This window comes from Sphaerotilus sp. FB-3 (assembly GCF_023706025.1).
Classification (GTDB): Bacteria; Pseudomonadota; Gammaproteobacteria; order Burkholderiales; family Burkholderiaceae_C; genus Sphaerotilus; species Sphaerotilus sulfidivorans.
The window spans coordinates 22,879-48,966 of record NZ_BQWE01000048.1; the positions used below are offsets into that span (position 1 = coordinate 22,879).

Annotated in this window: 25 protein-coding genes; 14 read left to right on the forward strand and 11 right to left on the reverse strand. The window is 71.3% G+C overall.

Annotated features, from left to right (window positions below):
- Positions 1-15 precede the first annotated feature (15 nt).
- Positions 16-1,212, reverse strand: a complete 1,197-nt coding sequence (locus tag NFT33_RS16215) for an amino acid aminotransferase (RefSeq protein WP_251676896.1) — start codon at positions 1,210-1,212, stop codon at positions 16-18.
- Positions 1,213-1,438: 226 nt separating this feature from the next.
- Between NFT33_RS16215 and NFT33_RS16220 the strand changes: the two genes are divergently transcribed.
- Positions 1,439-2,323 (forward strand): response regulator transcription factor, encoded by an 885-nt coding sequence (locus NFT33_RS16220; protein ID WP_251676898.1) that lies wholly within the window; start codon positions 1,439-1,441, stop codon positions 2,321-2,323.
- 38 nt (positions 2,324-2,361) lie between these two features.
- Here NFT33_RS16220 and lplT read toward each other — a convergent pair whose 3' ends face one another.
- Entirely contained in the window at positions 2,362-3,642 is a 1,281-nt protein-coding gene (gene lplT, locus NFT33_RS16225) for a lysophospholipid transporter LplT (RefSeq protein ID WP_251676900.1), read from the reverse strand.
- A 185-nt stretch (positions 3,643-3,827) separates the two neighbouring features.
- Between lplT and alr the strand changes: the two genes are divergently transcribed.
- The 3 genes from alr to NFT33_RS16240 all read left to right on the forward strand — a co-directional run bounded on the left by alr (position 3,828) and on the right by NFT33_RS16240 (position 6,147).
- A complete protein-coding gene (gene alr / locus NFT33_RS16230) occupies positions 3,828-4,940 on the forward strand; it encodes an alanine racemase (RefSeq protein WP_251676902.1) in 1,113 nt (370 codons plus the stop codon).
- A 34-nt stretch (positions 4,941-4,974) separates the two neighbouring features.
- On the forward strand, positions 4,975-5,565 hold the full coding sequence (locus tag NFT33_RS16235; RefSeq protein ID WP_251676904.1) for a cytochrome b: 591 nt from the start codon (positions 4,975-4,977) through the stop codon (positions 5,563-5,565).
- Positions 5,566-5,643: 78 nt separating this feature from the next.
- Positions 5,644-6,147 (forward strand): acyl-CoA thioesterase, encoded by a 504-nt coding sequence (locus NFT33_RS16240; RefSeq protein ID WP_149504271.1) that lies wholly within the window; start codon positions 5,644-5,646, stop codon positions 6,145-6,147.
- 9 nt (positions 6,148-6,156) lie between these two features.
- Here NFT33_RS16240 and NFT33_RS16245 read toward each other — a convergent pair whose 3' ends face one another.
- Together NFT33_RS16245 and NFT33_RS16250 are read right to left on the reverse strand one after the other, a co-directional pair.
- On the reverse strand, positions 6,157-7,086 hold the full coding sequence (locus NFT33_RS16245; RefSeq protein WP_251676906.1) for a DUF4394 domain-containing protein: 930 nt from the start codon (positions 7,084-7,086) through the stop codon (positions 6,157-6,159).
- Between the two features lie 98 nt (positions 7,087-7,184).
- Complete coding sequence (locus NFT33_RS16250; protein WP_251676908.1) at positions 7,185-7,814, reverse strand: LysE family transporter; 630 nt, start codon at positions 7,812-7,814, stop codon at positions 7,185-7,187.
- Positions 7,815-7,866: 52 nt separating this feature from the next.
- Between NFT33_RS16250 and radA the strand changes: the two genes are divergently transcribed.
- Positions 7,867-9,246: a DNA repair protein RadA gene (gene radA / locus NFT33_RS16255; protein WP_251676910.1), complete on the forward strand. Its 1,380-nt coding sequence runs from the start codon at positions 7,867-7,869 to the stop codon at positions 9,244-9,246.
- A 232-nt stretch (positions 9,247-9,478) separates the two neighbouring features.
- Positions 9,479-9,922, forward strand: coding sequence for a hypothetical protein (locus NFT33_RS16260; RefSeq protein WP_149504274.1), 444 nt, complete (start codon positions 9,479-9,481; stop codon positions 9,920-9,922).
- A gap of 18 nt (positions 9,923-9,940) precedes the next feature.
- On the opposite strand, the gene NFT33_RS16265 is transcribed toward NFT33_RS16260, so the two are convergent.
- From NFT33_RS16265 to ppnP, 3 genes are all read right to left on the reverse strand, one after another.
- Positions 9,941-12,295, reverse strand: a complete 2,355-nt coding sequence (locus NFT33_RS16265) for an ATP-binding protein (protein WP_251676913.1) — start codon at positions 12,293-12,295, stop codon at positions 9,941-9,943.
- A gap of 17 nt (positions 12,296-12,312) precedes the next feature.
- Complete coding sequence (locus NFT33_RS16270) at positions 12,313-12,828, reverse strand: putative pterin-binding protein (RefSeq protein ID WP_220785492.1); 516 nt, start codon at positions 12,826-12,828, stop codon at positions 12,313-12,315.
- 111 nt (positions 12,829-12,939) lie between these two features.
- A complete protein-coding gene (gene ppnP, locus NFT33_RS16275) occupies positions 12,940-13,263 on the reverse strand; it encodes a pyrimidine/purine nucleoside phosphorylase (protein ID WP_251676915.1) in 324 nt (107 codons plus the stop codon).
- Positions 13,264-13,454: 191 nt separating this feature from the next.
- Between ppnP and NFT33_RS16280 the strand changes: the two genes are divergently transcribed.
- The gene (locus tag NFT33_RS16280; protein WP_251676917.1) at positions 13,455-15,179 is read left to right on the forward strand and encodes a long-chain-fatty-acid--CoA ligase; all 1,725 of its coding nucleotides are present in this window, start codon (positions 13,455-13,457) and stop codon (positions 15,177-15,179) included.
- Between the two features lie 6 nt (positions 15,180-15,185).
- Here NFT33_RS16280 and NFT33_RS16285 read toward each other — a convergent pair whose 3' ends face one another.
- The gene (locus NFT33_RS16285; RefSeq protein ID WP_251676919.1) at positions 15,186-16,625 is read right to left on the reverse strand and encodes a serine/threonine protein kinase; all 1,440 of its coding nucleotides are present in this window, start codon (positions 16,623-16,625) and stop codon (positions 15,186-15,188) included.
- A 16-nt stretch (positions 16,626-16,641) separates the two neighbouring features.
- The gene (locus tag NFT33_RS16290) at positions 16,642-17,385 is read right to left on the reverse strand and encodes a metallophosphoesterase family protein (protein ID WP_149504280.1); all 744 of its coding nucleotides are present in this window, start codon (positions 17,383-17,385) and stop codon (positions 16,642-16,644) included.
- Between the two features lie 155 nt (positions 17,386-17,540).
- On the opposite strand from NFT33_RS16290, the gene NFT33_RS16295 reads away from it, so the two are divergent.
- The 3 genes from NFT33_RS16295 to NFT33_RS16305 all read left to right on the forward strand — a co-directional run bounded on the left by NFT33_RS16295 (position 17,541) and on the right by NFT33_RS16305 (position 20,139).
- Positions 17,541-18,569 (forward strand): chorismate transformation FkbO/Hyg5 family protein, encoded by a 1,029-nt coding sequence (locus NFT33_RS16295; RefSeq protein ID WP_251676921.1) that lies wholly within the window; start codon positions 17,541-17,543, stop codon positions 18,567-18,569.
- A 118-nt stretch (positions 18,570-18,687) separates the two neighbouring features.
- Positions 18,688-19,653, forward strand: a complete 966-nt coding sequence (locus NFT33_RS16300; protein WP_251676923.1) for a hypothetical protein — start codon at positions 18,688-18,690, stop codon at positions 19,651-19,653.
- Between the two features lie 93 nt (positions 19,654-19,746).
- Positions 19,747-20,139: a hypothetical protein gene (locus tag NFT33_RS16305; RefSeq protein WP_251676925.1), complete on the forward strand. Its 393-nt coding sequence runs from the start codon at positions 19,747-19,749 to the stop codon at positions 20,137-20,139.
- A 49-nt stretch (positions 20,140-20,188) separates the two neighbouring features.
- Here NFT33_RS16305 and argF read toward each other — a convergent pair whose 3' ends face one another.
- Both argF and NFT33_RS16315 read right to left on the reverse strand, forming a co-directional pair.
- On the reverse strand, positions 20,189-21,151 hold the full coding sequence (argF, locus tag NFT33_RS16310; RefSeq protein ID WP_149504284.1) for an ornithine carbamoyltransferase: 963 nt from the start codon (positions 21,149-21,151) through the stop codon (positions 20,189-20,191).
- Positions 21,148-22,359 (reverse strand): aspartate aminotransferase family protein, encoded by a 1,212-nt coding sequence (locus NFT33_RS16315; RefSeq protein ID WP_251676927.1) that lies wholly within the window; start codon positions 22,357-22,359, stop codon positions 21,148-21,150. The genes argF and NFT33_RS16315 overlap by 4 nt, the downstream gene beginning before the upstream one ends.
- A 332-nt stretch (positions 22,360-22,691) precedes the next feature.
- Between NFT33_RS16315 and NFT33_RS16320 the strand changes: the two genes are divergently transcribed.
- The 4 genes from NFT33_RS16320 (at position 22,692) to NFT33_RS16335 (ending at position 26,053) form a co-directional block, all read left to right on the forward strand.
- Positions 22,692-23,030 carry a DUF3579 domain-containing protein gene (locus NFT33_RS16320; RefSeq protein ID WP_149504286.1) on the forward strand — a complete coding sequence of 113 codons (339 nt, stop codon included), beginning with the start codon at positions 22,692-22,694 and terminating at the stop codon, positions 23,028-23,030.
- Between the two features lie 132 nt (positions 23,031-23,162).
- A complete protein-coding gene (locus tag NFT33_RS16325; protein ID WP_251676929.1) occupies positions 23,163-24,392 on the forward strand; it encodes a hypothetical protein in 1,230 nt (409 codons plus the stop codon).
- Positions 24,393-24,398: 6 nt separating this feature from the next.
- Positions 24,399-25,796, forward strand: a complete 1,398-nt coding sequence (locus NFT33_RS16330; RefSeq protein WP_251676931.1) for a cytochrome P450 — start codon at positions 24,399-24,401, stop codon at positions 25,794-25,796.
- Entirely contained in the window at positions 25,793-26,053 is a 261-nt protein-coding gene (locus NFT33_RS16335; protein WP_251676933.1) for a hypothetical protein, read from the forward strand. Before NFT33_RS16330 ends, NFT33_RS16335 begins: the two co-directional genes overlap by 4 nt.
- Positions 26,054-26,088 lie beyond the last annotated feature (35 nt).

The window sequence follows — 26,088 nt, forward strand, 5'->3', positions numbered from 1 at the left end:
AAGCGGCCCGGCCGGTCAGCCGCCCAGCACCGCGGCGATCGCCTCGGCGGTCGGCTCGACGTTGCCCGAGTTCAGGCCCGCCACGCACATCCGGCCCGAACGGACCAGGTAGACGCCGTGCTGCTCGCGCAGCACGTCGACCTGCGCCGCGCTCAGGCCGGTGTAGCTGAACATGCCGCGCTGGGTCAGGAAATAGCTGAAGTCGCGACCGGGCACACGCGCCGACAGCACCTCGTGCAGGCGCTGGCGCATCTGGCGGATGCGCTCGCGCATCGCGTCGAGTTCGGCGACCCAGGCGGCGTGGAGCGCCGGCTCGGCCAGCACCCGCGCGACGATGCGCGCGCCGTGCGTCGGCGGGCTGGAGTAGTTCTTGCGAACCGCCACCTGCAGCTGGCCGGCCACCAGCGCGGCCTCGGCCGCGTTCGGGCAGACCACGCTCAGGCCGCCGACGCGCTCGCCGTAGAGCGAGAAGCTCTTCGAGAAGCTGTTGGCGACGAAGAAGGCCAGGCCCGCGTCGGCCAGCATGCGCAGCGCGAAGGCATCCTCGCGCACGCCGTCGCCGAAGCCCTGGTAGGCGATGTCGACGAAGGGGATCAGGCCGCGCTCGACCATCACCGGGATCAGCTCGGCCCACTGCGCCGCGCTCAGGTCCACGCCGGTCGGGTTGTGGCAGCAGGCGTGCAGCAGCACCACCGAGCGCGAGGGCAGCGCGCGGATGGCCTCCAGCATCGCGTCGAAGCGCAGGCCGCCGGTGGCCGCGTCGTAGTACGGGTAGGTGTTCACCGGAAAGCCCGCGCCCTCGAAGATCGCGCGGTGATTGTCCCAGGTCGGGTCGCTGATCCAGACCTGCGAGGCCGGGAAGTACTTGCGCAGGAAGTCCGCGCCGACCTTCAGCGCGCCCGAGCCGCCCAGCGACTGGATCGTCACCGTGCGCCCGCTGGTCACCGCCTCATGGTCGGCGCCGAAGAGCAGGTGCTGGATCTGCGTGCGGTACTCGGCCAGGCCGGTCATCGGCAGGTAGCCGCGCGGTCCGATCGACTGCAGCAGCGCCGTCTCGGCCTCGCGCACCGCCTGCATCACCGGCAGCCGGCCGGCATCGTCGAAATAGATGCCGATCGACAGGTTGATGCGACCCGGGCGCGGGTCCTTCTGGAAGTTCTCGTTGAGCGTGAGGATCGGATCGCCCGCGTAGGCGTCGACGTGTTCGAACATGGACGTTGGCTCCTGCCGGAACGGCGCGGAAGAGAGGTCGGAAAACCGGATTATGGCGCTGCCCCGATCAGGAAAATCCGGGCGCGCGAAGCGTGCAATCCTGCGCACCCCCCGCGACAGCGCAGAGGTACCACGCCGTATTGAGGGGGGCTCGGCGCCTTGACGCTGCAGGCCGCGGGCTCGAAGAATCGGACCGTCCCGAACCGCATAGCCCGAGGAGTACCGGATGTCCGATTGCCAGAGCGTCGCCTTTGTCGGCCTCGGCGCCTTCGAGCGCCGGACGCTGGAGAGCTTCTTCCGGCTCGATGCCGGCCGGCGCCGCTACGCCTGCACCGACGCGATCGACGAGGCCGACTGGCTGATCGCCGATGCCGACCGACCCGAGGCGGTGCTGCGCATCGAGCGGCTCGACCGGATGCGCGAGACGGTGTTCGTCGGCGCGGGCACCGTGCCGCTGTGCAGCGGCGCGCAGCTGCCACGCCCGATCGACGCACACCAGCTGCGCCGCCAGCTCGACCTGCTCGGCGAGCGTCGCGCGGCCCGGGCGGCACGGCCGGGCGCCCTGCTGCAGCTGCCGCCCGGACCGCACCGGGAGCGGATCGCGGCGCTGGCGGACCAGCAGATCCATGACTTCCGGGCCAGCAGCGGCTTCAGCAACACCGTGCTGGCCGAGGGCGAGCAGCGGCTCGACCGCATTCTTGTCGTCAGCAGCAGCCCGGCCGAGTGCAGGCTGCTGCGCGACACCCTGGCGCCGCTGGGCTACCGGGTGCACCTGACCCGCAGCGCCGGCGAGGCCCAGCAGATGACCGAGCGCCTGGGCTACGGCTTCGTGTTCCTGGGCGTGGGCCAGGGCGGCAGCGCCGGCTTCCAGGTCAGCCGGCGCATCCGCCGCGAGATGGCCGACGGCGGACCGGCTCCGGTGGTGGTGGCGCTGGCACCGCGCGGCGCGGCGATCGAGCGCATTCGCGCCACCTTCGCCGGCTGCGACGCCTTCCTGACCACGCCGCTCGACGAGCGCGAGCTGCTGCACCTGCTGGCACGCCATGACCGCACCTTCGAGCGGGTCTTCCAGCCGACCGAGCTGATGGTGCCGCTCGAGATGCGCGCCTGACGGGCGGCGCACACGGTGCACCCGGCGCGCCCTGCGCGTCAGTGGTGGCCGTCGCTGCGGGCGATCGCCAGCAGGCGATTCACCTCGTCGCGGTGCTGCACCGTGTTGCGCTGGTGCCAGCGCCCGATCAGCCCCATCGTTCCGGCCACCAGCAGGCCGAAGATGGTGATCGCGCCGAAGGCCGACAGGCCGCCGCGGGTCATGCCGGTGTAGAAGGCGCCCAGCGCCAGGATGCAGGCCTGCTCGTTGAAGTTCTGCACCGCGATCGAGCGGCCGGCGCCCATCAGGTTGTGGCCGCGGTGCTGCAGCAGCGCGTTCATCGGCACCACCAGGAAGCCGCCCAGGCCGCCGAGGACCATCAGGAAGGGCGCGGCCAGCCAGACGTTGTCGATCACGTTCATCAGCACCACCAGCAGGCCCATGGCCACGCCCAGCGGAATGACCCGGGTGGCCTGGTCGAGCTTCATCATCACCGAGGCCACCACCGCGCCGACCGCGGTGCCGATGGCCACCACGCCGACCAGCGAGGAGGCCTGCGTGGTGCCGTAGCCCAGCGCCGCGGCCGCCCAGGCCAGCACGATGTAGCGCAGATTGCCCGACACGCCCCAGAACAGCGTCGTCGTCGCCAGCGAGATCTGGCCGAGCTTGTCGGCCCACAGCCGGGAGTTGCACTCGGAGAAGTCGCGCACCAGCGCCAGCGGCTGCGCCGGCAGCGGCTGCAGCGGCGCGTCGGTGCGCGGGATGTAGAGATTGAACACCGCCGCGATGATGTAGAGCAGCACCAGCGAGGCGATCGCGGCCTGGGCCGGCGTGTCGATGCCCAGAGACAGGCCCGGCAGCTCCAGCGCCAGCAGATGCGGCGCGATGTGCGGCCCGACCAGCTGGCCGCCCAGCAGCACGCCCAGGATGATCGAGCCGATGGTCAGCCCCTCGATCCAGCCATTGGCCTTGACCAGCTGCGAGGGCGGCAGCAGCTCGGTGAGGATGCCGTACTTGGCCGGCGAGTAGGCCGCCGCGCCCAGGCCGACGATCGCATAGGCGGCCAGCGGGTGGGTGCCGAACAGCATCATCAGGCAGCCCAACACCTTGATGGTGTTGGAGACGAACATCACCCTGCCCTTGGGCACCGCGTCGGCGAAGGCGCCGACGAAGGGCGCGAGGATGACGTAGAACAGCGCGAACATCGGCACCAGCGCGGCGCGCTGCCACTCGGGCGCACCGGAGGTTCTCAGCAGCTCGACCGCAGCGACGAACAGGGCGTTGTCGGCCAGCGAGCTGAAGAACTGCGCCGACATGATGGTGTGGAAACCTTTTTTCATCCGGAAAGATGGCGCTGCGCTCGAGGTTCTGGGGGTTCTGCAAGGGCGCGACCACGGTGCGGCCACGGCGCCGCTTTGGCGCGGCGCGGTTATAGCATGCAGACCCAAGCCGTCTGGCGAGGCGATTCCCCGAGACGGCCGGATCTGCGGAATCGGGCGGAGCGGGCTGGCACAATCTCGCGATCATGCCCCGTCCGATCGAAGCCCTCGTCCATCCCGACGCCCTCGCCCGCAACCTGGCCAGCGCACGCCGGCGCACGCCCGACGCCCGGCTGTGGGCGGTCATCAAGGCCAATGCCTACGGGCACGGCATCGAGCGCATCTGGCCCGGCCTGCTCGGCGCCGACGGCCTGGCGATGCTCGACCTCGACGAGGCGCAGCGGGTGCGCGACCTGGGCTGGCGCGGCCCGGTGCTGCTGCTCGAGGGCTGCTTCGAGCCGCGCGACCTCGAGCTGTGCTCGCGGCTGAACCTCTGGCATGTCGTGCACTGCGACGAGCAGGTCGACTGGCTGGCAGCGCACAAGACGCACCAGCCGCACCGCGTCTTCCTGAAGATGAACAGCGGCATGAACCGCCTGGGCTTCACCGCAGCGCACCTGCGCAGCGCCTGGGCGCGGCTGGATGCGCTGCCCCAGGTCGACGAGATCTCGCTGGTGACGCACTTCTCCGACGCCGACGGCCCGCGCGGCGTCAGCCATCAGGTCGAGGCCTTTGTCCAGGCCACCCGCGACCTGCCGGGCGAGCGCTCGCTGAGCAACAGCGCGGCCATCCTGCGCCATGCGGCCGCCGCCGACGTGCGCGCCGACTGGGTGCGCAGCGGCATCCTGAGCTACGGCAGCGCGCCCGACTTTCCCGAGCACGACATCCACCACTGGGGCCTGGTGCCGGCGATGACGCTGCGCTCGCGCCTGATCGCGGTGCAGCAGCTGCAGCCCGGCGACAGCGTCGGCTACGGCAGCCGCTTCGTTGCCGAGCGCGCGATGCGCATCGGCATCGTTGCCTGCGGCTATGCCGACGGCTATCCGCGCCTGGCCGCCAGCGGCACGCCGGTGCTGGTCGATGGCGTGCGCACCGGCACCGTCGGCCGGGTGTCGATGGACATGCTGGCGGTCGACCTGACGCCGGTGCCGGCGGCCGGCTTCGGCAGCGAGGTCACGCTGTGGGGCCATGGCCCGCGCGGCACGCAGCTGTCGATCGACGAGGTCGCGCACGGCGCCGGCACCATCGGCTACGAGCTGATGTGCGCGCTGGCGCAGCGTGTGCCGGTGCGCGTGGTCGATCTGACGCCGCAGGACTGATTCCCCCCTCGAAGATGAAGACGGAACTCCGCCGATGCCCGCCCTCCACACTGCCTCCCCGGCGCCCGCCGCCGCCCGTCCGACGCTCTACGGACCGGTCTCCCGCCTGGCCCACTGGGGCGGCGCCCTGCTGACGATCGCGCTGCTGGCGCTCGGCCTGATCGCCGAGGAACTGCTGCCTGACGGTGCGCTGCGCAGGAAGCTCTGGGCCTGGCATGTCGGACTGGGCATGCTGGCGCTGCTGCCGCTGCTGCTGCGGGCGCAGTGGAGCGTGCTGGCGCTGCTGGCCGGGCGCCGTCCGGCACCGCTGTCGGCCCCGGGCCCGCTGCGCTGGCTCGAGCACGGCGTGCATGCGGGCCTGCTGGCGGTCATGCTGGTGATGGCCTTCAGCGGCCCGCTGATGTACTGGAGCGAAGGCGAGCCGGTCCATGTGCTGGGCTGGTTCTCGGTACCCTCGCCGATCGAGGCGAACGCGGCGCTGCACTACTACAGCGGCCGGCTGCACGATCTGGGCTCGAAGCTGATGCTGGCGCTGCTGGCGCTGCATGTGGCGGGTGCGTTGCGCCACGGCCGCAGTTCGCTGCGTCGCATGGCCGGGCCGCGGCCGCAACAGTCAGCGCGCTGACACCAGGCTGACGGCACCGGGCACGACTGGTGCAAGATGGCGGGGACTCCACCACCGACCTCACGGTCTGCACCCTCCATGGATCTCCCCTCCCACCAGCTGACGATGACGGTGCTGATGACGCCGGACATGGCCAACTTCTCCGGCAACGTGCACGGCGGCACCATCCTGAAGCTGCTCGACCAGGTCGCCTACGCCTGCGCCAGCCGCTATGCCGGCCGCTACACCGTCACGCTCAGCGTCGACCAGGTGATGTTCCGCCAGCCGATCCACGTCGGCGAGCTGGTCACCTTCCTGGCCAGCGTCAACTACACCGGCACCTCGTCGATGGAGATCGGCGTGAAGGTGGTGGCCGAGAACATCCGCACCCAGGTCGTGCGCCATGCCAACTCGTGCTTCTTCACGATGGTGGCGGTCGGCGACGACGGCAAGCCGGTGCCGGTGCCGCCGCTGCGCCCGTTCAACGCCGAGGAAAAGCGCCGCTGGGCCAATGCCCAGGCCCGGCGCGAGCTGCGCACCGAGATGGAGCAGCGGCTGCGTGCGGTGCGCACCCAGCCGCCCGCTCCGGCCAGCGCAGGCTGAGCGGCAGCCTCAGGGCTCGATCGCCAGGCCGCGGATCGGCGCACCGGTTCCGACCGGGCCGATGCGCCGGGCCTGGCCGCTCTTCAGGTCGACCCGGTAGAGCCGGGTGCGGTCGGTGCGCAGCGCCGCCAGCGCGGTGTTGTCGATGTCGGCGATGTCGAAGGCCGCATCCGAGAAGCCCTTGACCCCGAGCGGCCCGACGGTGCTCAGCAGCCCGGTGTTGGGCGAGACCGCCGGCGTGGCGCCTTCCAGCGAGCCCTGCATCACCAGCGCGCCGGCCGCCTGGTCGATCGCGTAGTTGGTGGTCAGCTTGTCGCTGGTCTTGTTGTAGGTGTAGCCGGCGGCATCGATGCGCGGCGTGCGGCCGCGGGCCGGATCGCCCTCGGCATAGCGCAGCGCGCCGTCGGGCTGCAGGCCCTCGGCCTTCGGGTCGCCGTCGACCAGCGCCCCGGTATCGGGATGGGCCCGCAGATTCACCGCGGCGCCGACGATGCGGATGCGGTCGGCGGCCGGATTGAAATCGAAGCCGATCGGCCCGGACGGCAGCGCCAGCGCCAGTGGCGCACCGGACCCCACCGGGGTGAGCTGACCGCTGCCGGTGTCGACGGTGTAGAGCCGGCCCTGGCGGGTCAGCAGGTACAGCACGCCCCGCGCGACCCGGAAGTCGATGCCGACCACCTCGTCCCCGGCGGCCAGACCGCGCAGCGCGACCTGCTGCTCGATGCGGTCGGGGCGGCCTGCGCGCACCAGCTGCAGCTGGTGATCGGCGCTGACGAGCCAGACGCGGTGTTCGCGGGCCTGGGGCGAGAGGCTCTCGGCGGTGATCGCCTCCGGCGCACGCGGCCGGGGCGGCATGCCGGCGCAGGCCGACAGCAGCAGAGCCGCAGCCAGGGCCGAAACGACCGGAGAGAAGGACGGGGCAGGACGGGAGCGCTTCATGGACGACCTTTCATGCCGGAGAAGAACAGCCCCGGCACCGGCCCATCGGCAGCGCGGCGCGCGCCTTGAGTCCGGGCAGACCCGCCGCCCGGCCGCGTTCAGGCTGCGCGCCGGAACATCGCCAGGAAGAGGCCCGCAGCCACGAACAGGCCGCCGAAGCTGCGGTTCATCCAGCGCAGCTGGCCCGGCGTGCGCAGCGTGCCCAGCACCCGCGAGGCCAGACCCACATAGCCGGCCATCACCACCAGATCGGTGAAGGCCAGCGTCAGCGCGATCGTCAGGTACTGCGGCACCAGCGGCTGCGCCTGGTCGATGAACTGCGGCATCACCGCCAGCAGGAAGACGGTGCCCTTCGGATTGACCGTGTTGATCATCCAGCCGCGCAGCACCAGGGCCAGGCGCGAGGTGCCGGCGCCGGTGTCCTCGGCCGACACCAGCGGTGCCTCGGCGGCGCGCCACTGCTGGATGCCCAGCCAGACCAGATAGGCCACGCCCAGCCATTTCAGCATCGAGAAGGCCCAGGCCGAGGTCGCCATCAGCGCGCCCAGGCCGACCGAGACGACCAGCACCTGGGTCCAGATGCCCAGCACCAGTCCGATGACGATGGCATAGCCACGCCAGAAGCCATGACGCACGCCGGCGCTCATCGACGCCACCGCGCCGGGTCCGGGAGACAGGCTGATGGCCCAGCAGGCCGCGAAGAAGGTGATCCAGGTCGAGAATTCCATCGCGGCGTTGTAGCACAGCCCCCGCGGCAACCCGCGCAGCGACAATCCCCCCATGGCCCGTGACAAGACGCTCTACACCTGCCGCGAGTGCGGCGGCACCAGCCCGAAGTGGCTGGGCAAGTGCCCGCACTGCAATGCGTGGAACACCCTCGACGAGACCGTGCCTGAGCCGGCGGCCGCCGCCGGTGCGGCCGGGCGCAACACCCGCTTCCAGGCGCTGGCCAGGAGCCAGCCGGTGGCCACGCTGGCCGACATCGAGGCCGCCGAGGTCGCGCGCACGCCCACCGGGCTGGAGGAACTCGACCGGGTGCTCGGCGGCGGCATCGTCGAGGGCGGCGTGGTGCTGATCGGCGGCGACCCCGGCATCGGCAAGAGCACGCTGCTGCTGCAGGCGGCCGAGGCGCTGTCGCGGCAGATGGGCGTGCTCTACGTGACCGGCGAGGAGTCCGGCGCGCAGGTGGCGCTGCGGGCGCGTCGCCTCGGCCTGGAGGGGCTGCAGCTGCGCCTGCTGGCCGAGATCGGCCTGGAGCGCATCCTGGCGACGCTGGCGGCCGAGCGGCCGGCCTTCTGCGTCATCGACTCGATCCAGACGCTGTTCTCCGAGCAGCTCAGCTCGGCGCCGGGCTCGGTCGCGCAGGTGCGCGAGTGCGCCGCGCAGCTCACCCGGGTGGCCAAGTCGAGCGGCTGCACCATCGTGCTGGTCGGCCATGTCACCAAGGAAGGTGCGCTGGCCGGCCCGCGCGTGCTCGAGCACATCGTCGACACGGTGCTCTATTTCGAGGGCGACACCCATTCGAGCTTCCGGCTGGTGCGCGCGATCAAGAACCGCTTCGGCGCGGTCAACGAGATCGGCGTATTCGCAATGACCGACAAGGGCCTGAAGGGCGTCACCAACCCGAGCGCGATCTTCCTGTCGACCCAGGGCGAACCGGTGCCCGGCGCCTGCGTGCTGGTGACGCTGGAGGGCACGCGGCCGATGCTGGTGGAGATCCAGGCGCTGGTCGACAGCGGCGGCCCGAGCCCGCGCCGGCTCAGCGTCGGCCTGGACCGCGACCGGCTGGCGATGCTGCTGGCGGTGCTGCACCGCCACGCCGGGGTGTCGTGCGCCGACCAGGACGTGTTCGTCAATGCGGTCGGTGGCGTGCGCATCGGCGAGCCGGCGGCCGACCTGGCGGTGCTGCTGGCGATCCAGAGTTCCTTGCGCGGGCGGGCGCTGCCCAAGGGCTTCATCGCCTTCGGCGAGGTCGGCCTGGCCGGCGAGGTGCGACCGGCCCCGCGCGGCCAGGACCGGCTGCGCGAGGCGGCCAAACTGGGCTTCTCGGTCGCGCTGGTGCCGCGCGCCAATGCGCCGAAGAAGGCGATCGAGGGGCTGACGGTGCATCCGGTCGACCGCATCGAGCAGGCGATCGAGGTGCTGCGCGGCCTCGACTGAAGCGGACCGGTGGCGGGGTCGGGCTGGGCTGTTGCGGGATCCTTATTGACATTACCAGTTGTTTCACAAGGCTCGCAACAGGACCGCTGCTACTACACTTTCCGGTTGTTCCGCCTCCTGCCGGTGCCTCGCCCCCCGATTCACGGGGCAGGTCGATCGACCGGATCCCGACAAGGGGGCGGCCCATTCCTCCGGCGATAAGATCTGGTACATGAAAGTTTCCAATCAACGCTTGCTGAACGCGACCCTGGTGGCGGCTGCCCTGATCGCAGGCTGGACCATGCTCGGCTGGCAGGGCGTGGTGCTGGCCATCACGGTGATCGGCTTCTGGATGGTGCTGCAGTTCAACCGCGCCACCCGGCAGATGCGCAATGTCGCCGACCGGCCCAAGGGCATGGTCGACAGCGTGGTCACGCTGCAGTCGAAGCTCGGCCACGGCATGAGCATGGCCGACGTGCTGTCCATCACCAACAGCCTGGGTCAGCGGGTCCAGGGCACCCATGGCGACTGGATGTGGCGTGACAGCTACGGCAACCAGATCGTCGTGACCTTCCGCCGCGGCGGCGTCGAACGCTGGGCCGCTACCCGCACCGATGGCGGCAATGCGCAGCAGGCCACGCCGGATGCGGCCACGGCCACCGGCAGCCCCCGCCAGCCCAGCGCCGCAGCCGCCTGACCGCCTGGCGATCGCGATTCAGCTCGGCACGACCCAGCCGAGCTTGATGCACATCTCTCGCGCCTGATCGATCTGCTGGCGCAGCAGTCGCACCAGCTCCTGACGCTGCGCGTCCTCGCCTGGCAGGCCGCGCTCCTCGATCTGGCGGGCTGATTCGGCCAGCTGGCGCAGCCCCAGCGTCGCGGCCGTGCCCTTGACCCGGTGCGCCGAGGCGCTCAGGCCCTCGATCTGCCCACCGTCGACCCGCTCGAGCAGGTCGGCCAGCGTGCGGCTCTCGTCGGCGAAGAAGGACTGCAGCAGCGAGCGCAGCCGCTCGACGCCCAGCATCGCGCAGGCGTCGGTGATCAGCTCCAGATCCAGCACCCGGCCGGCATCGCCACGCCGGGGCCTCGACTTCGGTGCGGGCCGCGCTTCCACCACAGCGGCGGGCACCGGCGGCGGACGCACCGCCGCCACCGCCGCACTGCCCACCGAGCGGGCGCCGAAGTGACGGCGCAGCATCTCCTCGACATCATGGACCTGGACCGGCTTGGCCAGGAAATCGTCCATGCCGGCCGAACGCGCGCGATCCCGCGACTCCGCGAAGGCGTCCGCCGTCAGCGCGATGATGCGGGTGGCGCCGGCGGGCTGGGGCAGCTGGCGAATCGCCCGGGTCGAGGCCAGGCCGTCCATGTTGGGCATGTGCACATCCATCAGCACCAGGTCGAAGGGCGAAGCTTCACGCTGGCGCACCTGCTCGAGCGCCTCCCGACCATCGAGCGCCAGGCTGACCCGGTGCCCGAGCCGCTCCATCAGCACCTGCATGTACTTGCGGTTGACCGGATGATCGTCGGCCACCAGCACCTCCAGCGCGCCCGTGCCGGTGGCTGCCCCCGGAGCGGGCGCAGCCGCATCGATCCGGGCGCCGACGACGACCGGCGCAGCCGCCTCGGCCACCGGCGACTCCAGCCGCAGCAGCGGCAGCAGCACGCTGAAGGTGCTGCCCTGCCCGGGCTGGCTGTCGACCCGGATGTCACCGCCCATCATGCGCACCAGCTCGCGCGAGATCTCCAGGCCAAGACCGGTGCCGCCGAAGCGCCGGCTGATGCTGTCGTCGCCCTGGCTGAAGCGCTGGAACAGCCGGCCCAGCGTGGCGGCATCCATGCCGATGCCGGTGTCGATGATGCGCAGCCGCGTCAGTGCCATGCCGGCCGGTGCGGCAGGTGGCAGCGCGTCGATCAGCAGCCGCACCTGGCCCCGGTCGGTGAACTTGATCGCGTTGCCGACCAGATTGAAGATCACCTGCTTGAGCCGCTTGCCGTCGACCTCGACGCGCTGGTGCAGCGCCGGATCGAGCACCGTCTCGAACTGCAGCCCCTTGGCCCGCGCCTGCGGTCGCATCAGGGCCTCGATCTCGGCCAGCAGGCGCGACAGGTCGACCGGATGAGGCGACAGCTCGAGCCGGCCCGACTCCAGCTTGGACAGGTCCAGCACATCGTTGAGGATGGCCAGCAGGTGCTCGCCGGACTGGCGCGCGATCTGCAGATGCTCGCGCTGCTGCGCATCGAGCGCGGAGCGGTCGAGCAGCGACATCATGCCCAGCAGGCCGTTGAAGGGCGTGCGCAGCTCATGGCTCATGTTGGCCAGGAAGGCGCTCTTGGCCCGGTTGGCCTGCTCGGCCTCGGTCTTGGCCTCCTCCAGCCGGGTGGCGAGCTGCTGCAGCGCCTCGCGGCGGCGCTCGAGCGCACGCATCTGCCGCACGACGATGCCGGCGAACAGCAGGATCAGCAGGCACTGGAACAGGGTCAGCGCGATGCCGATGCGGTTCTGCTGGCGCACGCCCTCGTTGCGGCTGACGATGCCCGCGCCCACCGCCTGGTTCGACAGCAGCGACAGATCGCGCACCGCCGGCGCCAGCGCCTCGTAGTCGGCGATCACCGCCTTCAGCGCGGCCGGGTCCAGCGGCTGGGGCGCCTCCGGGCCCAGCACGGTATCGACCCGCTCGACCATGCCGTGCAGCAGGCCCATCACCCGGTGATGCTCGGGCAGGTCGGGCATGACCTCGCGGGTGCGCTGCGGATCGACCAGGCTGATGCGGCTGACGAAGATGTCGTAGCGCTCGCGAAGATCCGTCTCGGCCAGATCGCGCTGCGGCGGCGGCAGGGCGGCGCCGTCGCGCGCGAAGTCGCGCAGCTGCTGGCCCAGGCGCAGGTATTCGGTCTCGAGCTGGAAGAAGCTCCAGACGATGTTGTCGCCCTGATAGACGACATTGGCGCTGAGCAGGCGCAGCGACTGCGCCTGCAGCCAGGCGATGCCGCCGAAGACCAGCGCCAGCAGCAGCGCCATGACCGTCAGCAGACGGCCGACCCGCCGCGATCCGGCCGGGGAAGTCACCGAGGCGGCCGTCCCGCTCACTCGACCTCGATCACCTTCAGCTGCCAGGCCGAACGGCTGTAGTAGCGCTCGCTGCGCAGCGTCTCGTCGGCATCGAAGGGATAGATGATGAACAGCGGGCCCTTGTCGCGCACCGGCATCGGCTTGTCGTCGAGCAGCCGGGCCAGCACCACCGGGTAACGCGAGGCGTCCTCGACCGGCAGCTCGACCTTGTAGTCGTTGAGCGCGATCGCCCGCAGCGTGCGGCCCTGCGCGCCGGCGGCGGCCAGCACATCGCGCAGCAGCGGGCCGGTGAACTTGCGGGCCGTCGGGTACCAGGGCGTCCTGGTCGAGAAGCTGTGCTGGGGCATCGCCGCCAGCATGTCCATGTCGAACTGGGCGGTCTCGCCGGCATTGCGGATGCCGATGCGGCCGGAGATCGTCAGCACGACCCGGCCCTTGGGGGCCGGCAGCGCGGCGCGGACGACGCCCGGCAGCAGGGGCAGTGTGGTGGCGGCAGCCGCCGCAGCCAGAAGACGACGACGATGCATCATGAGGGTGATCTCCAGGGCAGTCGCACGACACGCACGTGCGGCGCGCATGATGCCCGAGGAACCCTCAGGTATCACGTGCCGATGACACGGGGTCGATCGGCCGCAAGACGATCAACCGAAGTGGCAGATGTAGTGGTAGGGCTCGCCCTCGACGCGGATCTCGAAGCGGGCGTTGCCGGGCACGCTGAACTTATCGCCGGGGCCGAAGGTCTGCCACTCGCTCGCGCCGGGCAGCAGCACGCTGCACGCGCCCGCCACCGTCTCCATGATCTCCGGCGCGCCGGTGCCGAAGCTCAGCTGCGCCGGCAGGATGACGCCCACGCTCTTGCGGGTGCCGTCGGCGAAGGTGACGGTGTGGGAGACGCAGCGGCCGTCGAAGTAGACATTGGCCTGGGTCGAGACGGCGACGCCGTCGAGCTGTGCGGTGATGCTCATCGTGAAAGCCGCCGGAGGGCGGACAGCAAGGGGAAAGCGTTGCGGGATTGCAGCCGCCGATTCTAGGCGGGCACAGGCCTGTCCCGACCGCGACAGCGCCTCCGGGACGCCCCGATGCCGGCCGCCCGCGCCCGCGCCTACGCTGCAGCCCTGCTCCCCCTGGAACGACCCGACCGAGCGCGAGGTTCACGATGCCGATTCCCGCCGACCGTCCGCACCTGAAGCACTGGCCCGCCCGCCTGCCGCGCGAGCTGGCGGTGCCCGAGACCACGCTGTGGTTCAACCTGGAGGTCGCCGCGCAGCGCTGGCCGGACAAGCCCGCCTGGAGCTGCCTGGGCCACGACTGGCACTGGCGCGAGGTGCGGCGCCAGGCCGAGGCGCTGGCCGGCTGGCTGCAGGCACAGGGCGTGGGCCGCGGCGACCGGGTGGCGCTGTTCATGCAGAACTGCCCGCAGTTCGTCGTCGCGCTGTACGCGGTGGTGCGCGCCGACGCGGTGGTGGTGCCGGTCAACCCGATGAACCGCGCCGACGAGTTCGGCCACTACATCACCGATCCGGACACGAAGGTGGTCATCTGCGCGGCCGAGCTGGCCGAGGTGGTGCGCCAGGCCGACGCGCGCCTGCCCGAGGCGCAGCGCCTGCGCGCGCTGCTGGTGACCGGCTGGGACGACGTGCTCGGCCCGGAGCGCCGGATCGATCCGGACCTGGCGGTGCCGCCGGCGATGCAGGCGCTGCTGCAGGCCGAGCCGCCCCTGCCCGAGGGCGCCACCCGCTGGGCCGACGCGCTGGCCGCCGGTCTGGCGCCGGGCCCGCACCTCGCCCGGCCCGACGACCTGGTGCTGCTGCCCTACACCTCCGGCACCACCGGCCTGCCCAAGGGCTGCATGCACACCCACCGCACGCTGATGCCCAACATCGTCGGCGGCTCGCTGTGGAGCCATGTCGGCGCCGAGTCGGTCACGCTGGGCGTGGTGCCCTTCTTCCACATCACCGGCATGGTCTACGGCGTGCTGGCGCCGGCCTGGAGCGGCGCGACGGTGGTGGTGATGCCGCGCTGGGACCGCGTGCTGGCCGGGCGGCTGATCGCGCGCCACCGCGTCAGCCACTGGACCTGCATCCCGACGATGATCATCGACCTGCTCGCCAGCCCGGAGGCGGCGAGCCTGGACCTCTCGAGCCTGCGCTTTCTCAGCGGCGGCGGCGCGGCGATGCCGCAGGCGGTGGCCGAGCGGCTGCAGCGCGACTTCGGCCTGACCTTCGCCGAGGGCTACGGCCTGACCGAGACCGCCGCGCCCAGCCACGCCAATCCGCCCGAGCGGGCCAAGCTGCAGTGCCTCGGCCTGCCGCTGTTCGGCACCGACGCGCGGGTGGTCGATCCGGTCACGCTGGCCGAGCTGCCCGCCGGCGAGGTCGGCGAGATCGTCACCTGCGGGCCGATGCTGTTCACCGGCTACTGGAAGCACCGGGCCGCGACCGAGGCGGCCTTCGTCGAGCTGCCCGGCGTGCCGGGCCGGCGCTTCTTCCGCACCGGCGACCTCGGCCGCATGGACGAGGAGGGCTACTTCTTCCTCACCGACCGGCTCAAGCGCATGATCAACGCCAGCGGCTTCAAGGTCTGGCCGTCGGAGGTGGAGCTGCTGCTCTACCGCCATCCGGCAGTGGCCGAGGCCTGCGTGATCGGCGCGCGCGACGCCTACCGCGGCGAGACGGTCAAGGCGGTGATCGTGCTGCGCACCGAGGCCCGCGGCCAGGTGGGCGAGGCGGACATCATCGCCTGGGCGCACGAGCACATGGCCGCCTACAAGGCGCCGCGCCAGGTCGAGTTCGTCGAGACGCTGCCCAAGTCCGGCACCGGCAAGGTGATGTGGCGGCTGCTGCAGGACCACCAGCGCGCCCGCGAAGGCGAACGCGCCTGAAACGGTTCAGGATTCCTCGTCGCCCTGGGCGGCCGGCCGGCGCACCACGGTGACGGTGCAGTCGGCATCGGCCACCACCTTCGATGAGACGGTGCCCAGATAGCGCCTGAGCGTCGAGCGCGCGCGCGCGCCCATGACGATGTGGTCGACCTGGGTGCGACGCGAGAACTCGAGCAGCGCCTCGGCCACGTCCGGCGCCTCCAGGACATGGAAGGTCAGCCGCCCGGTGCCCAGCGCCAGCGACTGCGCGATCGGCCGGGCCCAGTGCTTCAGGCCGACCAGCTGCTTGACATGCAGGCTGTTGCCGGAGCGGTCGGTCAGCTCGTCCATGCCGATGCGGTTGGTCTTCATGACGCCCACGCAGGCCAGGCGCGCGCCCGGCTCGGCCGCGACGATGCGCCGCACCGTCTCGCGCTGCAGGTCGAGCAGCGGCTCGGTGGCGTTGCTGACATCGACCGCGGCCAGGATGATCGGCGCGCGCTTGAGCTGTTCGCCCACCGAGGCCCGCGCGGTCGGCTCGGCGCCCAGCGCGCCCAGCCAGCGCCGCCAGGTCTGCAGCCGCCCCGGCGTGTTGTCGCGGCTGGCGCGCTCGGTCAGCGCCATCTGGTCGGGATGGCTGAGATCGTGCATCAGGTGCGCGGCGCTGGGATGGCGGTCCTCGGCCTTCACCTCCAGGCAGCGCAGGATGATCTCCTGCAGCCACGGCGGGCAGTCCGGCCGCAGCCGGCGCGGCGGCACCGGCGCCTGGTAGAGCCGCTCGCGCAGGCCGCGCACGCTGGTGGGCGCGCCGAAGGGCCGCTCGCCGGTGGTCAGGTGGTAGAGCATCACGCCCAGCGCGAACAGGTCCGAGCGCGGCTCGCTGCGCAGGAACTGCACCTGCTCGGGCGACATGTAGGGCCCGGTGCCCATCGGCAGGTTGAACTCCTCGTCGAGCAGGTCGGGCAGGTGGTCATGGCGGCTCAGGCCGTAGTCGACCAGCACCGCCTCGCCGCCCGGACGGAACAGGATGTTGCTCGGCTTGATGTCGAGATGGATGACGTTCTGGCGGTGCAGGTCGTGCAGCGCCGCGGCCACCCGCGCGCCGATCGAGGCGATCTCGTCGACCGGCAGCGGCGCCGCATCCAGCTTCGGGCGCAGCGAGTCGCCGGCGATGTGCTCCATGACGATGTAGGGCCGGGTCGCGAAGTCGCCCTTGGCGATGAAGCGCGGCACATGCACGCCGCGCAGCATCGGCAGGATCATCATCTCGACCTCGAAGCCGACGATGGTGGCCGGATCCTCGCCGCCCTTGATGCGCGGCACCTTCATCAGCATCGGCAGCCGATGATCCGGATGCGTCACCCGCCACAGGCTGGCCATGCCGCCCTGGTGCAGCCGCTCCTCGAGCAGGAAGCCGTCGACCAGGTCGCCCACGCCGAAGCGCATGCCGAACGCGTCGCTGTCCATCGCCGCCCTCCCCCGCTCAGGCGCCGACCAGCAGCCGCTCGCCCAGCGCGCGGGGCAGGCCGGCGGCGATGATCTTCGCGGCGGTGGCCTCGTGGTCGTAGGGCACGCGGTGGAAGGTCAGCGTCTGGCGGCCCAGATCGAACATCGCCCAGGCCGCGGCCGGATTGCCGTCGCGCGGCTGGCCGGCCGAGCCGGCGATCGCCAGCCACTGGCGATGGCCCGGCACCGGCACCGCCACGCCCGGCACCGGCGAGAAGTTGGCGATCTTGCCGACGCTCGACAGGTGATAGAGCGCCGGCTGGTGCACATGGCCGCAGAAGGTGTGGCGGCAGTCGGTGGCCATCATGCTGCGCACCGCCTCGTTGCGGCCCAGGATGTACTCCCAGCCGGCCGGCGCCCAGGCATTGGCATGCACGAACAGGCAGCCGAACTCCTCGCGGCGCATCGGCAGCCGGCCCAGGAAGTCGAGCTGCTCGGCCGAGAGCTGGGCGCGGGTCCACTCGATGGCGCGGCGCGCGTCCTCGACCAGGTTCGGATTGGGCTCGCCGGCCACCGCGTCGTCATGGTTGCCGCGCACCGCGATCGCGCCCTGCGCGACCAGGTCCTGCACCATCGTCACCACCCAGGCCGGATCGGCGCCATAGCCGACGAAGTCGCCCAGCAGCGCGATGCGGTCGGCGCCATGCAGATGGGCCTGCTCGAGACAGGCCTCGAAGGCCTCGCGGTTGGCATGAATGTCGGTGATCAGTGCAATCTTCATGTCGATGTCTCCCCGGTCGGACACGCTGGCGTGCCCCGGCATGGAATCGAGTGTAGAGCGCGCCCGCCCCGGCCGGTGGCCGCGGCGGATCCGCAGCAGGCTGGCCGTCATGTCGCTCGCCTAGAATCGGCGCGTTCCCGAGATCGCCGCGACCCGTGACCCTGAGATTCGAGCGACAGCCGCCCGCTGCGGCCTGCCCTGCCCCCTGCGCCACCGGCGCACCGCCTGCGGCCATCGTGCTCGGCGAGCGCTGCCATGACAGCGACGCGGCCCTGGCCCGCGCAGCCGGTCTGCCCCGGCTGCTCGCGGGCGAGCCGCCCTGCGCCGAGCGCTGGCTGAGCCCGGTGTCGCCGGCCCGGCTGCGACAGGGCTGCACCGGCCGGGTAAGCTGGCGCAGCGACGGCCGCTGGCTGCACGCCAGCGCGCGCATCGAGGTGCAGAGCGGCGCCCAGCTGCGCGAGCACACCCGCGCGCTCTACGCCGACCTGTTCGAGGTGCTGCGGCTGCAGGGCGGCCCCGAAGGCGGCATTCGCCTGCATGCGCTGAAGATCTGGAACTATCTGCCGCACATCACGGCCGATCTCGACGGGCTGGAGGTCTACCGGCACTTCAACATCGGGCGCCAGCAGGCCTTTCTCGAGGCAGGCCTGAGCGCCTTCGAGGGCGCACCGGCCGCCTGCGCGCTCGGCCACCATGACGGGCCGCTGACGGTGCATGTGCTGGCCGGCCCCGAGGTGCCGCGCCCGGTCGAGAATCCGCGTCAGGTCAGCGCCTACCACTATCCGTCGGCCTACGGCCCGCGCAGCCCGACCTTCTCGCGTGCGGCGCTGGTCTCGCTGGCCCCCGGCGAGGAGACGCTGCTGGTCTCCGGCACCGCCAGCATCGTCGGCCACGAGACCTGCCATGTCGGCGACGTGGCCGCGCAGACCGCCGAGACGCTGCGCAATCTGGAGGCGGTGCTGGCCTCGGCGCACCGGCAGACCTCGGCCCGCTTCGACCTGCGCCAGATGGACCTGACGGTCTACCTGCGCGATCCGGGCGACCGCGCGACGGTCGAGGCGGTGCTGGCGCAGGCGCTCGGCGCCGCGGCGCCCGGCCTGCGCAACGCGCTGTGGCTGCATGCCGATGTCTGCCGCGCCGACCTGCTGGTCGAGCTGGAGGCCCAGGGCCATGCGCGGTGCTGAGTGCGCGGACCCCGGATCGGGTGCTTTCACCCAGGTGACTGGCGGTTCCACGGAACCCTGGGCACACTGGCCGGATTGAAATTATGAAAGACCGCCGGACCGGGCGAAGGAAAAACGAATGAGTCACGACCGATCGAATCTTTCGCATCCCGAAGCCCGGCGGCGTCTGCTGCTGGGCGCGCTGGCGCTGTCCCCGCTGGCCGCGGCGCCGCTGCTGGGCGGCTGCACCACCACGCCGCCGCTGTCGCCGATTCCCCCGACCGAGAGCACCCAGCCGGCCGCCGCGGCGCTGCTGGCCGAATCGGCCGCAGCCCACGGTCTGAGCGCCTGGCGCCGGGTGCGCGATCTCAGCTTTTCCTGCCGAGGCGAGTGGCGCACGCTGGTGGACCGACTGCAGCCGGAGCTGGTGGATGCACGCTTTCGGGTCTCGTCCGAAGAGCGGCTGATGCCGGCGGAGGGCCTGATCGCCCAGAGCCACACCGGGCCCGGCGGTCACAAGCATGTGCTGCGCCGCCAGGGCCGCGGCGAACGCGACACCGGCAGCGTCGAGGTGGCCTACAACAGCCTGAACACCCGCGATGCCGCGCTGCTGCAGGCCAGCGCGCTGGCGGCCGACAGCAGCCGGCTGGGCCTGCTCGGCCCGCTGGCGCTGGTGGACGGCGCGCACACCCTGCGCCTGGCCGGCCTGGAGCAGGTCGGCGAACATGCCTGCGAGCGGCTGATGGTGCGACTGAGCCCGGGCCTGGGCCTGTCGCCGGTGGACCAGCTGGTGCTGTGCATCGACCGGCGCACCCGGCTGATGCGCCGCGTGCGCTTCACGATCGACGGCCTGGCCTCGGCCCGCGGCACGCTGCTCGAGCTGGACACCCGCGATTTCCAGAACACTCACGGCATCGAGTGGCCGACCCGCTTCCACGAGCGCATGCGCCGGCCGGTCCCGCACCTGCCGGTGCGCGACTGGCAGCTCACCGGCCTGGACATCAATCGCGGCATGAAGGCCGAGGATCTCGGCGGCGGCCGCTTCTCGGGCGTGGCGCGGGGCGCGGCGCGGGCCCTGCCCGGCGCGGCGACGCCCACGACCTGAAATGCCGCCACGCGACCATGCTGCATCGCAGCATGACTGAGGTGATCGGCCTATGATGGACGGGTCACGCACTTCCCGGACAGTCCGTCGCCCATGTCGCCCCATCTGCACCATCGACCCGACGCGCTCTGGGTCGCCCAGATCGAGAAGCTCTGCGAGGAGCTGAACCTGCGCATCGCCCGGCTGGCCCTGATGCTGGGTGTGTCGCTCGACGACGAGGCGCAGCTGGCCCGGCTGCTGGCGCCGGTGGCGCGCCCGGACGGCCATGACCGCCCCAGCGAACGCCATGAGGCCGATGCGCGCATTGAACTGCGCGGCCTGCTGCTGCTGCGCGGCGAACTCGAGAAGCGCTGCGTCGACGAGTTCGGCCCGGTGACCGCCGGCGAGATGCTGATCGATGTCGAGGCCGCCATGGTGCGCCACGGCTTCGCGCCGGGCGCCGACGGCCTGGACCTGCGGCGCCTGTTCGGCTCGGCGTCGGCCTGAGCCGGCCGAACAGGCGCGGCCTGCGTCAGCGCCAGCGCCAGCGCCAAGGTCAGCCGATGCGGCCCAGCAGCAGATACTCCATCAGCGCCTTCTGGACGTGCATGCGGTTCTCGGCCTCGTCCCAGACCACCGACTGCGGGCCGTCGATCACCTCGGCGGTGACCTCCTCGCCGCGGTGCGCGGGCAGGCAGTGCATGAAGAGCGCGTCCGGGCGGGCCACCGCCATCATCTCGGCATCGACGCACCAGTCGGCGAAGGCGGCCTTGCGGGCCTCGTTCTCGGCCTCGTAGCCCATGCTGGTCCAGACATCGGTCGTGACCAGGTCGGCGCCACGGCAGGCCTCGCGCGGATCGGTGAAGACCTTGTAGCAGTCGCTCGATCGCACGCCGGCCACCTTCGGATCGACCTCGTAGCCGCTGGGCGTGCTGACATGCACCGTGAAGCCGAGCGTCTCGGCCGCCTGCAGCCAGGTGTTGGCCATGTTGTTGCCGTCGCCGACCCAGGCCACCACCTTGCCCTTCAGGCAGCCCAGGTCATAGCCGTTCGCCCCGACCGGCGCGCGGTGCTCGAGGTAGGTGAACAGGTCGGCCATGATCTGGCACGGGTGGAACTCGTTGGTCAGCCCGTTGATGACCGGCACGCGGCTGTGCGCGGCGAAGGCCTCGATCTTGGTGTGCTCGAAGGTACGGATCATGACCAGGTCGGTCATGCGGCTGATGACGCGCGCCGAGTCCTCGATCGGCTCGGAGCGGCCGAGCTGGCTGTCGCCGGTGGTCAGGTGCACCACCGAGCCGCCCATCTGGTACATGCCGGCCTCGAAGCTGACGCGGGTGCGGGTGCTGGCCTTCTCGAAGATCATCGCCAGCGTGCGGTCAGCCAGCGGCTGGTAGCGCTCGTAGTTCTTGAAGCGGCGCTTGATCAGGCGCGCGCGCTCGAACAGGTAGGCGTACTCCTCGGCGCGGAAGTCCTTGAACTGCAGGTAGTGCTTCATCAGGCTGTTTCCGGGTTTCATGCTGCGGCGGACTCGGCGAGGAAGGTCTTGATCACGGGCACCAGGATCGCGACGATCTCGTCGGCCTCGGCCACGCTCAGCGTCAGCGGCGGCACCAGGCGCACCACGCTGTCGGCGGTCACGCTCAGCAGCAGGCCGGCCTCGAGCGCGCGCGTCAGCACCACGCCGCAGGGCCGGTCGAGCTCGATGCCCAGCATCAGGCCGGCGCCGCGCACTTCGGTCACGCCAGCCACGCCGGCGAGCTCGCGCTCCAGCGTCGCCTTCAGGTGCGCGCCGACAGCCGCGGCGTTCTCCAGCAGGCCCTCTTCCTCCATGATGCGCAGCGTCTCGATGCCGGCGCGCATCGACAGCGGATTGCCGCCGAAGGTGGTGCCGTGGTTGCCGGGCTTGAAGATGTTCGCCGCCCGCGGACCGCACACCACCGCGCCGATCGGCACGCCCGAGCCCAGGCCCTTGGCCAGCGGCATCACGTCCGGCTGGATGCCGGCCCACTGGTGCGCGAACCACTTGCCGGTGCGGCCGATGCCGCACTGCACCTCGTCGAGCATCAGCAGCAGATCGTGCCGGTCGCACAGCTCGCGCACCGCGCGCAGGTAGTCCCAGCGCGCCGCATGGATGCCGCCCTCGCCCTGGATGGTCTCGAGGAAGACCGCGGTGATGTTCGGGTTGGACTCGACCGCGGCGCGGATCGCGTCGATGTCGTTGAGCGGCACGCGCACGAAGCCCTCGACCAGCGGGCCGAAGCCGGCCTGCACCTTCGGGTTGCCGGTGGCCGACAGCGTCGCGATCGAGCGGCCGTGGAAGGCCTTCTCGAACACGATCACCTCCGGGCGCTCCAGCCCCTTGTCATGGCCGAACTTGCGCGCGAGCTTCAGCGCCGCCTCGTTGGCCTCCAGGCCGGTGCTGCAGAAGAAGGCGTTGGTCAGGCCCGACAGTTCCACGAGCCTGGCCGCGAGCTGCTCTTGGCCGGGGATGTGGTAGTAGTTCGAGCAGTGGATCAGGGTCGCGACCTGCTCCTGCAGGGCCGCGACGAACTTCGGGTGCGCGTGGCCCAGCGTGTTGACCGCGATGCCGCCCAGGCCGTCGAGGTACTCGCGGCCGGCCGAGTCCCAGACGCGGCAGCCTCGGCCTCGCACCAGCGCGATCGGCAGGCGGCCGTAGGTCGTCATCACGTGGGGTTCGGCGATCGTCGCGGACTCGGCGGTCATCTTGGGGCGCTCCGTGGAGGGGGTGAAATCCAGTCGGGAAAAATGCAGAAGGCGCCGCACGAGGACGGCGCCCGACCCATTGTAAGGAAAGCCGACGACAGCACGCCGACAGACGCCTGAGCGATACTCGCTCCCCGCGCGCCAGTGCCGACGCGCAAGAACCGCACAGACCGAGACGCAGAGACCCGGCGCCGCCCGCGGTGCCGGCCGATATCTGCCCTGACTCCGCGGCCGTTCCGTCCTGCGCCGATTGCTGCTGCGCTGCAGCACAATAGCGGGCTGACGGGCAGCCGCATGCGCTTGTCACCGCAAGCAGAACAAGGCAGCAGCCCGTGACGAACAACTCGAAACCCAAACCCCGCGAAGTCTTCATCCAGGGCATCACCCGCGACGGCCGCACCTTCCGTCCGAGCGACTGGGCCGAGCGCCTGGCCGGCGCGATGTCGTGCTTCCGCCCCGGGGGCGGCAGTCGCTCGGGCATCGGCTCGGCGATCGGCTACTCGCCCTACTGCATCCCGACCGTCATCGGCAGCACCAAGTGCGTGGTCGTCAGCGAGGCGCTGAAGGACATCGAACCGATGGCCTGGGACTTCGTGATGAACTTCGCCCGCGACAACGACCTGCAGGTGATGGAAGCCTGCCTGATCCCGGATCCCCCGAAGAAGGGCTGAGGCCCGGGGCGCGCCGCACCGCCCTTTTGCCCGCCTTTGCCGCTCGAGTTCCGCTGATCACGGCCGGAGCCGGCGGCGCATCATGCACCGGTCCCGAGATGATCCAACCGCGACCACCGTCCGGTGCATGCCATGACTCCCCCGCCCGCCCGTCCCCTGTCCTCCAGCCTCGCGCCCGCCACGCCGGTGCGTCGGCGCCGCGTCCACTATTTCAGCGGCTTCGACCCACGCGGGGCCGGCCACTATCACCGCCTGTTCAGCCAGCAGGGCGAGCGCCCGCAGCCGGGCGGCGGCAGCATCACCACTGGCGCGCGCCAGCGCATCGGCGAGATGTTTCACCGCTGGACGGTGGACTGGCAGCCCGCCGCACCCGCCGCCTCGGCGGACGATGCAGCGGTACGCACCGAGCATGTCTTCATGAGCTGGGACGACATCATCCGGCGCCACTGGAGCCGCCAGCCGCTGGCGCTGCTGCGCGAGTTCGCCGCGGTGCAGGTGGCGATGATGCGCGACGTCGGCCTGCGCCGGGTGCACGCGCTGCACCCGACCGCGCTGCTGACCGCGCTGCTGCCGCTGCTCTGGCTGGTGGCAACGCTGCTGGTGGGCGGCTTCGTCATCGCCGCGATGTCGGCGCTGCCGCTGACCGCGCTGGGCGACACCGGCCTGGTGGCGGTGGCCACCGGCGTGGGCCTGGCACTGAGCGGCATGCTGATCTCGCTGGGCGCGCAGGCCGGGCTGTTCTGGCTGATGCGCATCTACCACTTCATCCTGTGCATGGGCCGCGGCCAGGTCGCCGGCATGGACGAGCGGGGCCAGGAATGGGTCGAGCATGTGATCGAGCGCCAGAGCGCCGATCCGGTCGACGAGGTGGTGCTGGCCGGCCACAGCGTGGGCACGCTGGTGATGGTCGAGGCGGTCGACCAGCTGCTGCGCGATCCGCGCTGGCAGGCGCTGCAGGCGGGACGCCGCACCGCGATGCTGACGCTCGGCCAGTGCTATCCGTGCCTGGCGCTGCTGCCCGGCGCCGAGTCCTTCCGCCATGCGCTGCTGCGACTGTCGCGCCATCCGGAGCTGGTCTGGCTGGACGTGACCGCGCGCATCGACCCGATGTGCTTCTTCAGCACCGCGCCGCTGGCCGGCACCGAGCTGGCCGAGCAGGCCGGCCCGCTGCCACGCCGCCGCGCCGCGAGCTTCTTCCAGATGTACGACCCGCTGCACTGGGCCGCGATCCGCCGCGACAAGCTGCAGGCGCATTTCCTCTACCTGATGACGCCGGACCGGCCCGGCAACTTCGATCTGTTCGCGATGCTCTACGGCCCGCGCCGCTTCGAGCAGCAGCTGGTCGAGACACGGAGGCGCTGAACCGCGATGGCCCGCTTCTGCCCCGCCTATCCGACCCCGCGCCGGCACAAGGCCTCCGGCCTGCTGATGTTCCTGAGCGCGCGCCACTCCTGGCTGGACGCGCTGTACGAGCGCAGCTACCGCATGCAGATGGGCGAGGTCCGCCTGCCGGGCCTCGACCTCTACATGGTCAACGAACCCGGCCTGGTGCGGCGGGTGATGGTCGAGCAGGCCGAGGACTTCCCGAAGAGCGAGCTGCTCGGCCAGGCGCTCGAGCCGCTGCTGGGCGAGAGCATCTTCACCACCAGCGGCGAGCAATGGCGGCGCCAGCGCGCGATGATGGACCCGGCCTTCGCGCAGGCGCGGCTGCAGGTGGCCTTTCCGGTCATGGCCGCCGCGACCGAGGCGATGCTGGCGCGGCTGGCGCAGCTTGCCGAGGGCACCGAGCATGACATCGAGGTCGAGATGACCCATGTCACCGCCGATATCATCTTCCGCACCATCTTCTCGGTGCCGATGGAGGGCGCGGACGCGCGGCGGGTGTTCGACGCCTTCGCCCGCTACCAGGCGCTGGTGCCGCGGCTGATCCTGCCGTCGATCTTCGGGCTGCGCTGGCTGGTCTGGCCCTGGGACGCCTGGCGCGCACGCCGCGCCGCACGCGAGATCCGCGGCCTGCTCGAGACGCTGATCCGCCCGCGCTTCGAGGCCCGCCGCACCGGCGCCGAGCATCCGCAGGCCGACATCCTCGCCGCCTTTCTCGACGCGCGCGACGAGCAAGGGCGCGCCTTCGGCTTCGAGGAGCTGGTCGACCAGGTCGCGATGCTCTTCCTGGCCGGACACGAGACCTCGGCCAGCGCGCTGACCTGGGCCTGCCACCTGCTGGCACGCGCGCCCGACATCCAGCAGCGCGTCCATGACGAGGTCGCCACACAGCTTGGCGCACGCGCACCCGGCACGGCCGACATGAAGGGCCTGACGCTGACCCGCAACGTCTTCCGCGAGACGCTGCGGCTGTTCCCGCCGGTGGGCTTCATGGCCCGGCAGGCGCGCACCGGCTGCCCGATGCGCGGCAAGCAGGTCAAGGCGGGTGCCACGGTGGTGATCTCGCCCTGGCTGATCCAGCGCCAGCGTGAAGGCTGGCACGATCCGGACGCCTTCGATCCCGATCGCCATGCCCGCGACGAAGAAGGCAGCACAGGCCACGGACGCGCCGGCTACCTGCCCTTCGGCATGGGGCCGCGCGTCTGCCTGGGCGCGGCCTTCGCGCTGCAGGAAGCGACGCTGATCCTGGCGCAGCTGGTGCGCCGCTGGCGGCTGGAGGCCGTCGAAGGCCATGAGCCCCGCCCGGTCGGCCGGCTGACGATCCGCTCGGCCAACGGCGTGCGCCTGCGCCTGCACCGGCGCGCGGAGGCTCCAGCCGGATGAAGGAGCGAGCGGCAGGCATCCTGCTGATGTGCGCGATCGTGCCGCTGGCGGTGATCGGCTATCTGATGCTGGTGTGGATCGGCCTGTTCGGTCCCAACCGGCGCGGCCGCGCCGGCGTGCGCGCGCTCGACCATTTTGTCAACGCGACCGTCTTCGGCGGCCACGCCTGGGAATCGATCTCGTCGCACGCCTGGCGGGTGCGCGAGCACTGTCGTGGTCAAGTTTTTTCGGACAGTCCGATAAGGGGTGGGTTGTGAATTTCAGTGGGCGGGTGCGTGCTGCTGCTCGTAGC

Coding starts and splice junctions, on each gene's coding strand:
- argF (WP_149504284.1), bottom strand. CDS start 21,151: ATGAAACCCGGAAACAGCCTGATGAAGCACTACCTGCAGTTCAAGGAC.
- NFT33_RS16280 (WP_251676917.1), top strand. CDS start 13,455: ATGCCGATTCCCGCCGACCGTCCGCACCTGAAGCACTGGCCCGCCCGC.
- NFT33_RS16290 (WP_149504280.1), bottom strand. CDS start 17,385: ATGAAGATTGCACTGATCACCGACATTCATGCCAACCGCGAGGCCTTC.
- NFT33_RS16245 (WP_251676906.1), bottom strand. CDS start 7,086: ATGAAGCGCTCCCGTCCTGCCCCGTCCTTCTCTCCGGTCGTTTCGGCC.
- NFT33_RS16220 (WP_251676898.1), top strand. CDS start 1,439: ATGTCCGATTGCCAGAGCGTCGCCTTTGTCGGCCTCGGCGCCTTCGAG.
- NFT33_RS16270 (WP_220785492.1), bottom strand. CDS start 12,828: ATGATGCATCGTCGTCGTCTTCTGGCTGCGGCGGCTGCCGCCACCACA.
- NFT33_RS16300 (WP_251676923.1), top strand. CDS start 18,688: ATGAGTCACGACCGATCGAATCTTTCGCATCCCGAAGCCCGGCGGCGT.
- NFT33_RS16305 (WP_251676925.1), top strand. CDS start 19,747: ATGTCGCCCCATCTGCACCATCGACCCGACGCGCTCTGGGTCGCCCAG.
- lplT (WP_251676900.1), bottom strand. CDS start 3,642: ATGAAAAAAGGTTTCCACACCATCATGTCGGCGCAGTTCTTCAGCTCG.
- NFT33_RS16215 (WP_251676896.1), bottom strand. CDS start 1,212: ATGTTCGAACACGTCGACGCCTACGCGGGCGATCCGATCCTCACGCTC.
- NFT33_RS16330 (WP_251676931.1), top strand. CDS start 24,399: ATGGCCCGCTTCTGCCCCGCCTATCCGACCCCGCGCCGGCACAAGGCC.
- NFT33_RS16325 (WP_251676929.1), top strand. CDS start 23,163: ATGACTCCCCCGCCCGCCCGTCCCCTGTCCTCCAGCCTCGCGCCCGCC.
- NFT33_RS16315 (WP_251676927.1), bottom strand. CDS start 22,359: ATGACCGCCGAGTCCGCGACGATCGCCGAACCCCACGTGATGACGACC.
- NFT33_RS16250 (WP_251676908.1), bottom strand. CDS start 7,814: ATGGAATTCTCGACCTGGATCACCTTCTTCGCGGCCTGCTGGGCCATC.
- NFT33_RS16240 (WP_149504271.1), top strand. CDS start 5,644: ATGGATCTCCCCTCCCACCAGCTGACGATGACGGTGCTGATGACGCCG.
- radA (WP_251676910.1), top strand. CDS start 7,867: ATGGCCCGTGACAAGACGCTCTACACCTGCCGCGAGTGCGGCGGCACC.
- NFT33_RS16285 (WP_251676919.1), bottom strand. CDS start 16,625: ATGGACAGCGACGCGTTCGGCATGCGCTTCGGCGTGGGCGACCTGGTC.
- NFT33_RS16335 (WP_251676933.1), top strand. CDS start 25,793: ATGAAGGAGCGAGCGGCAGGCATCCTGCTGATGTGCGCGATCGTGCCG.
- alr (WP_251676902.1), top strand. CDS start 3,828: ATGCCCCGTCCGATCGAAGCCCTCGTCCATCCCGACGCCCTCGCCCGC.
- ppnP (WP_251676915.1), bottom strand. CDS start 13,263: ATGAGCATCACCGCACAGCTCGACGGCGTCGCCGTCTCGACCCAGGCC.
- NFT33_RS16235 (WP_251676904.1), top strand. CDS start 4,975: ATGCCCGCCCTCCACACTGCCTCCCCGGCGCCCGCCGCCGCCCGTCCG.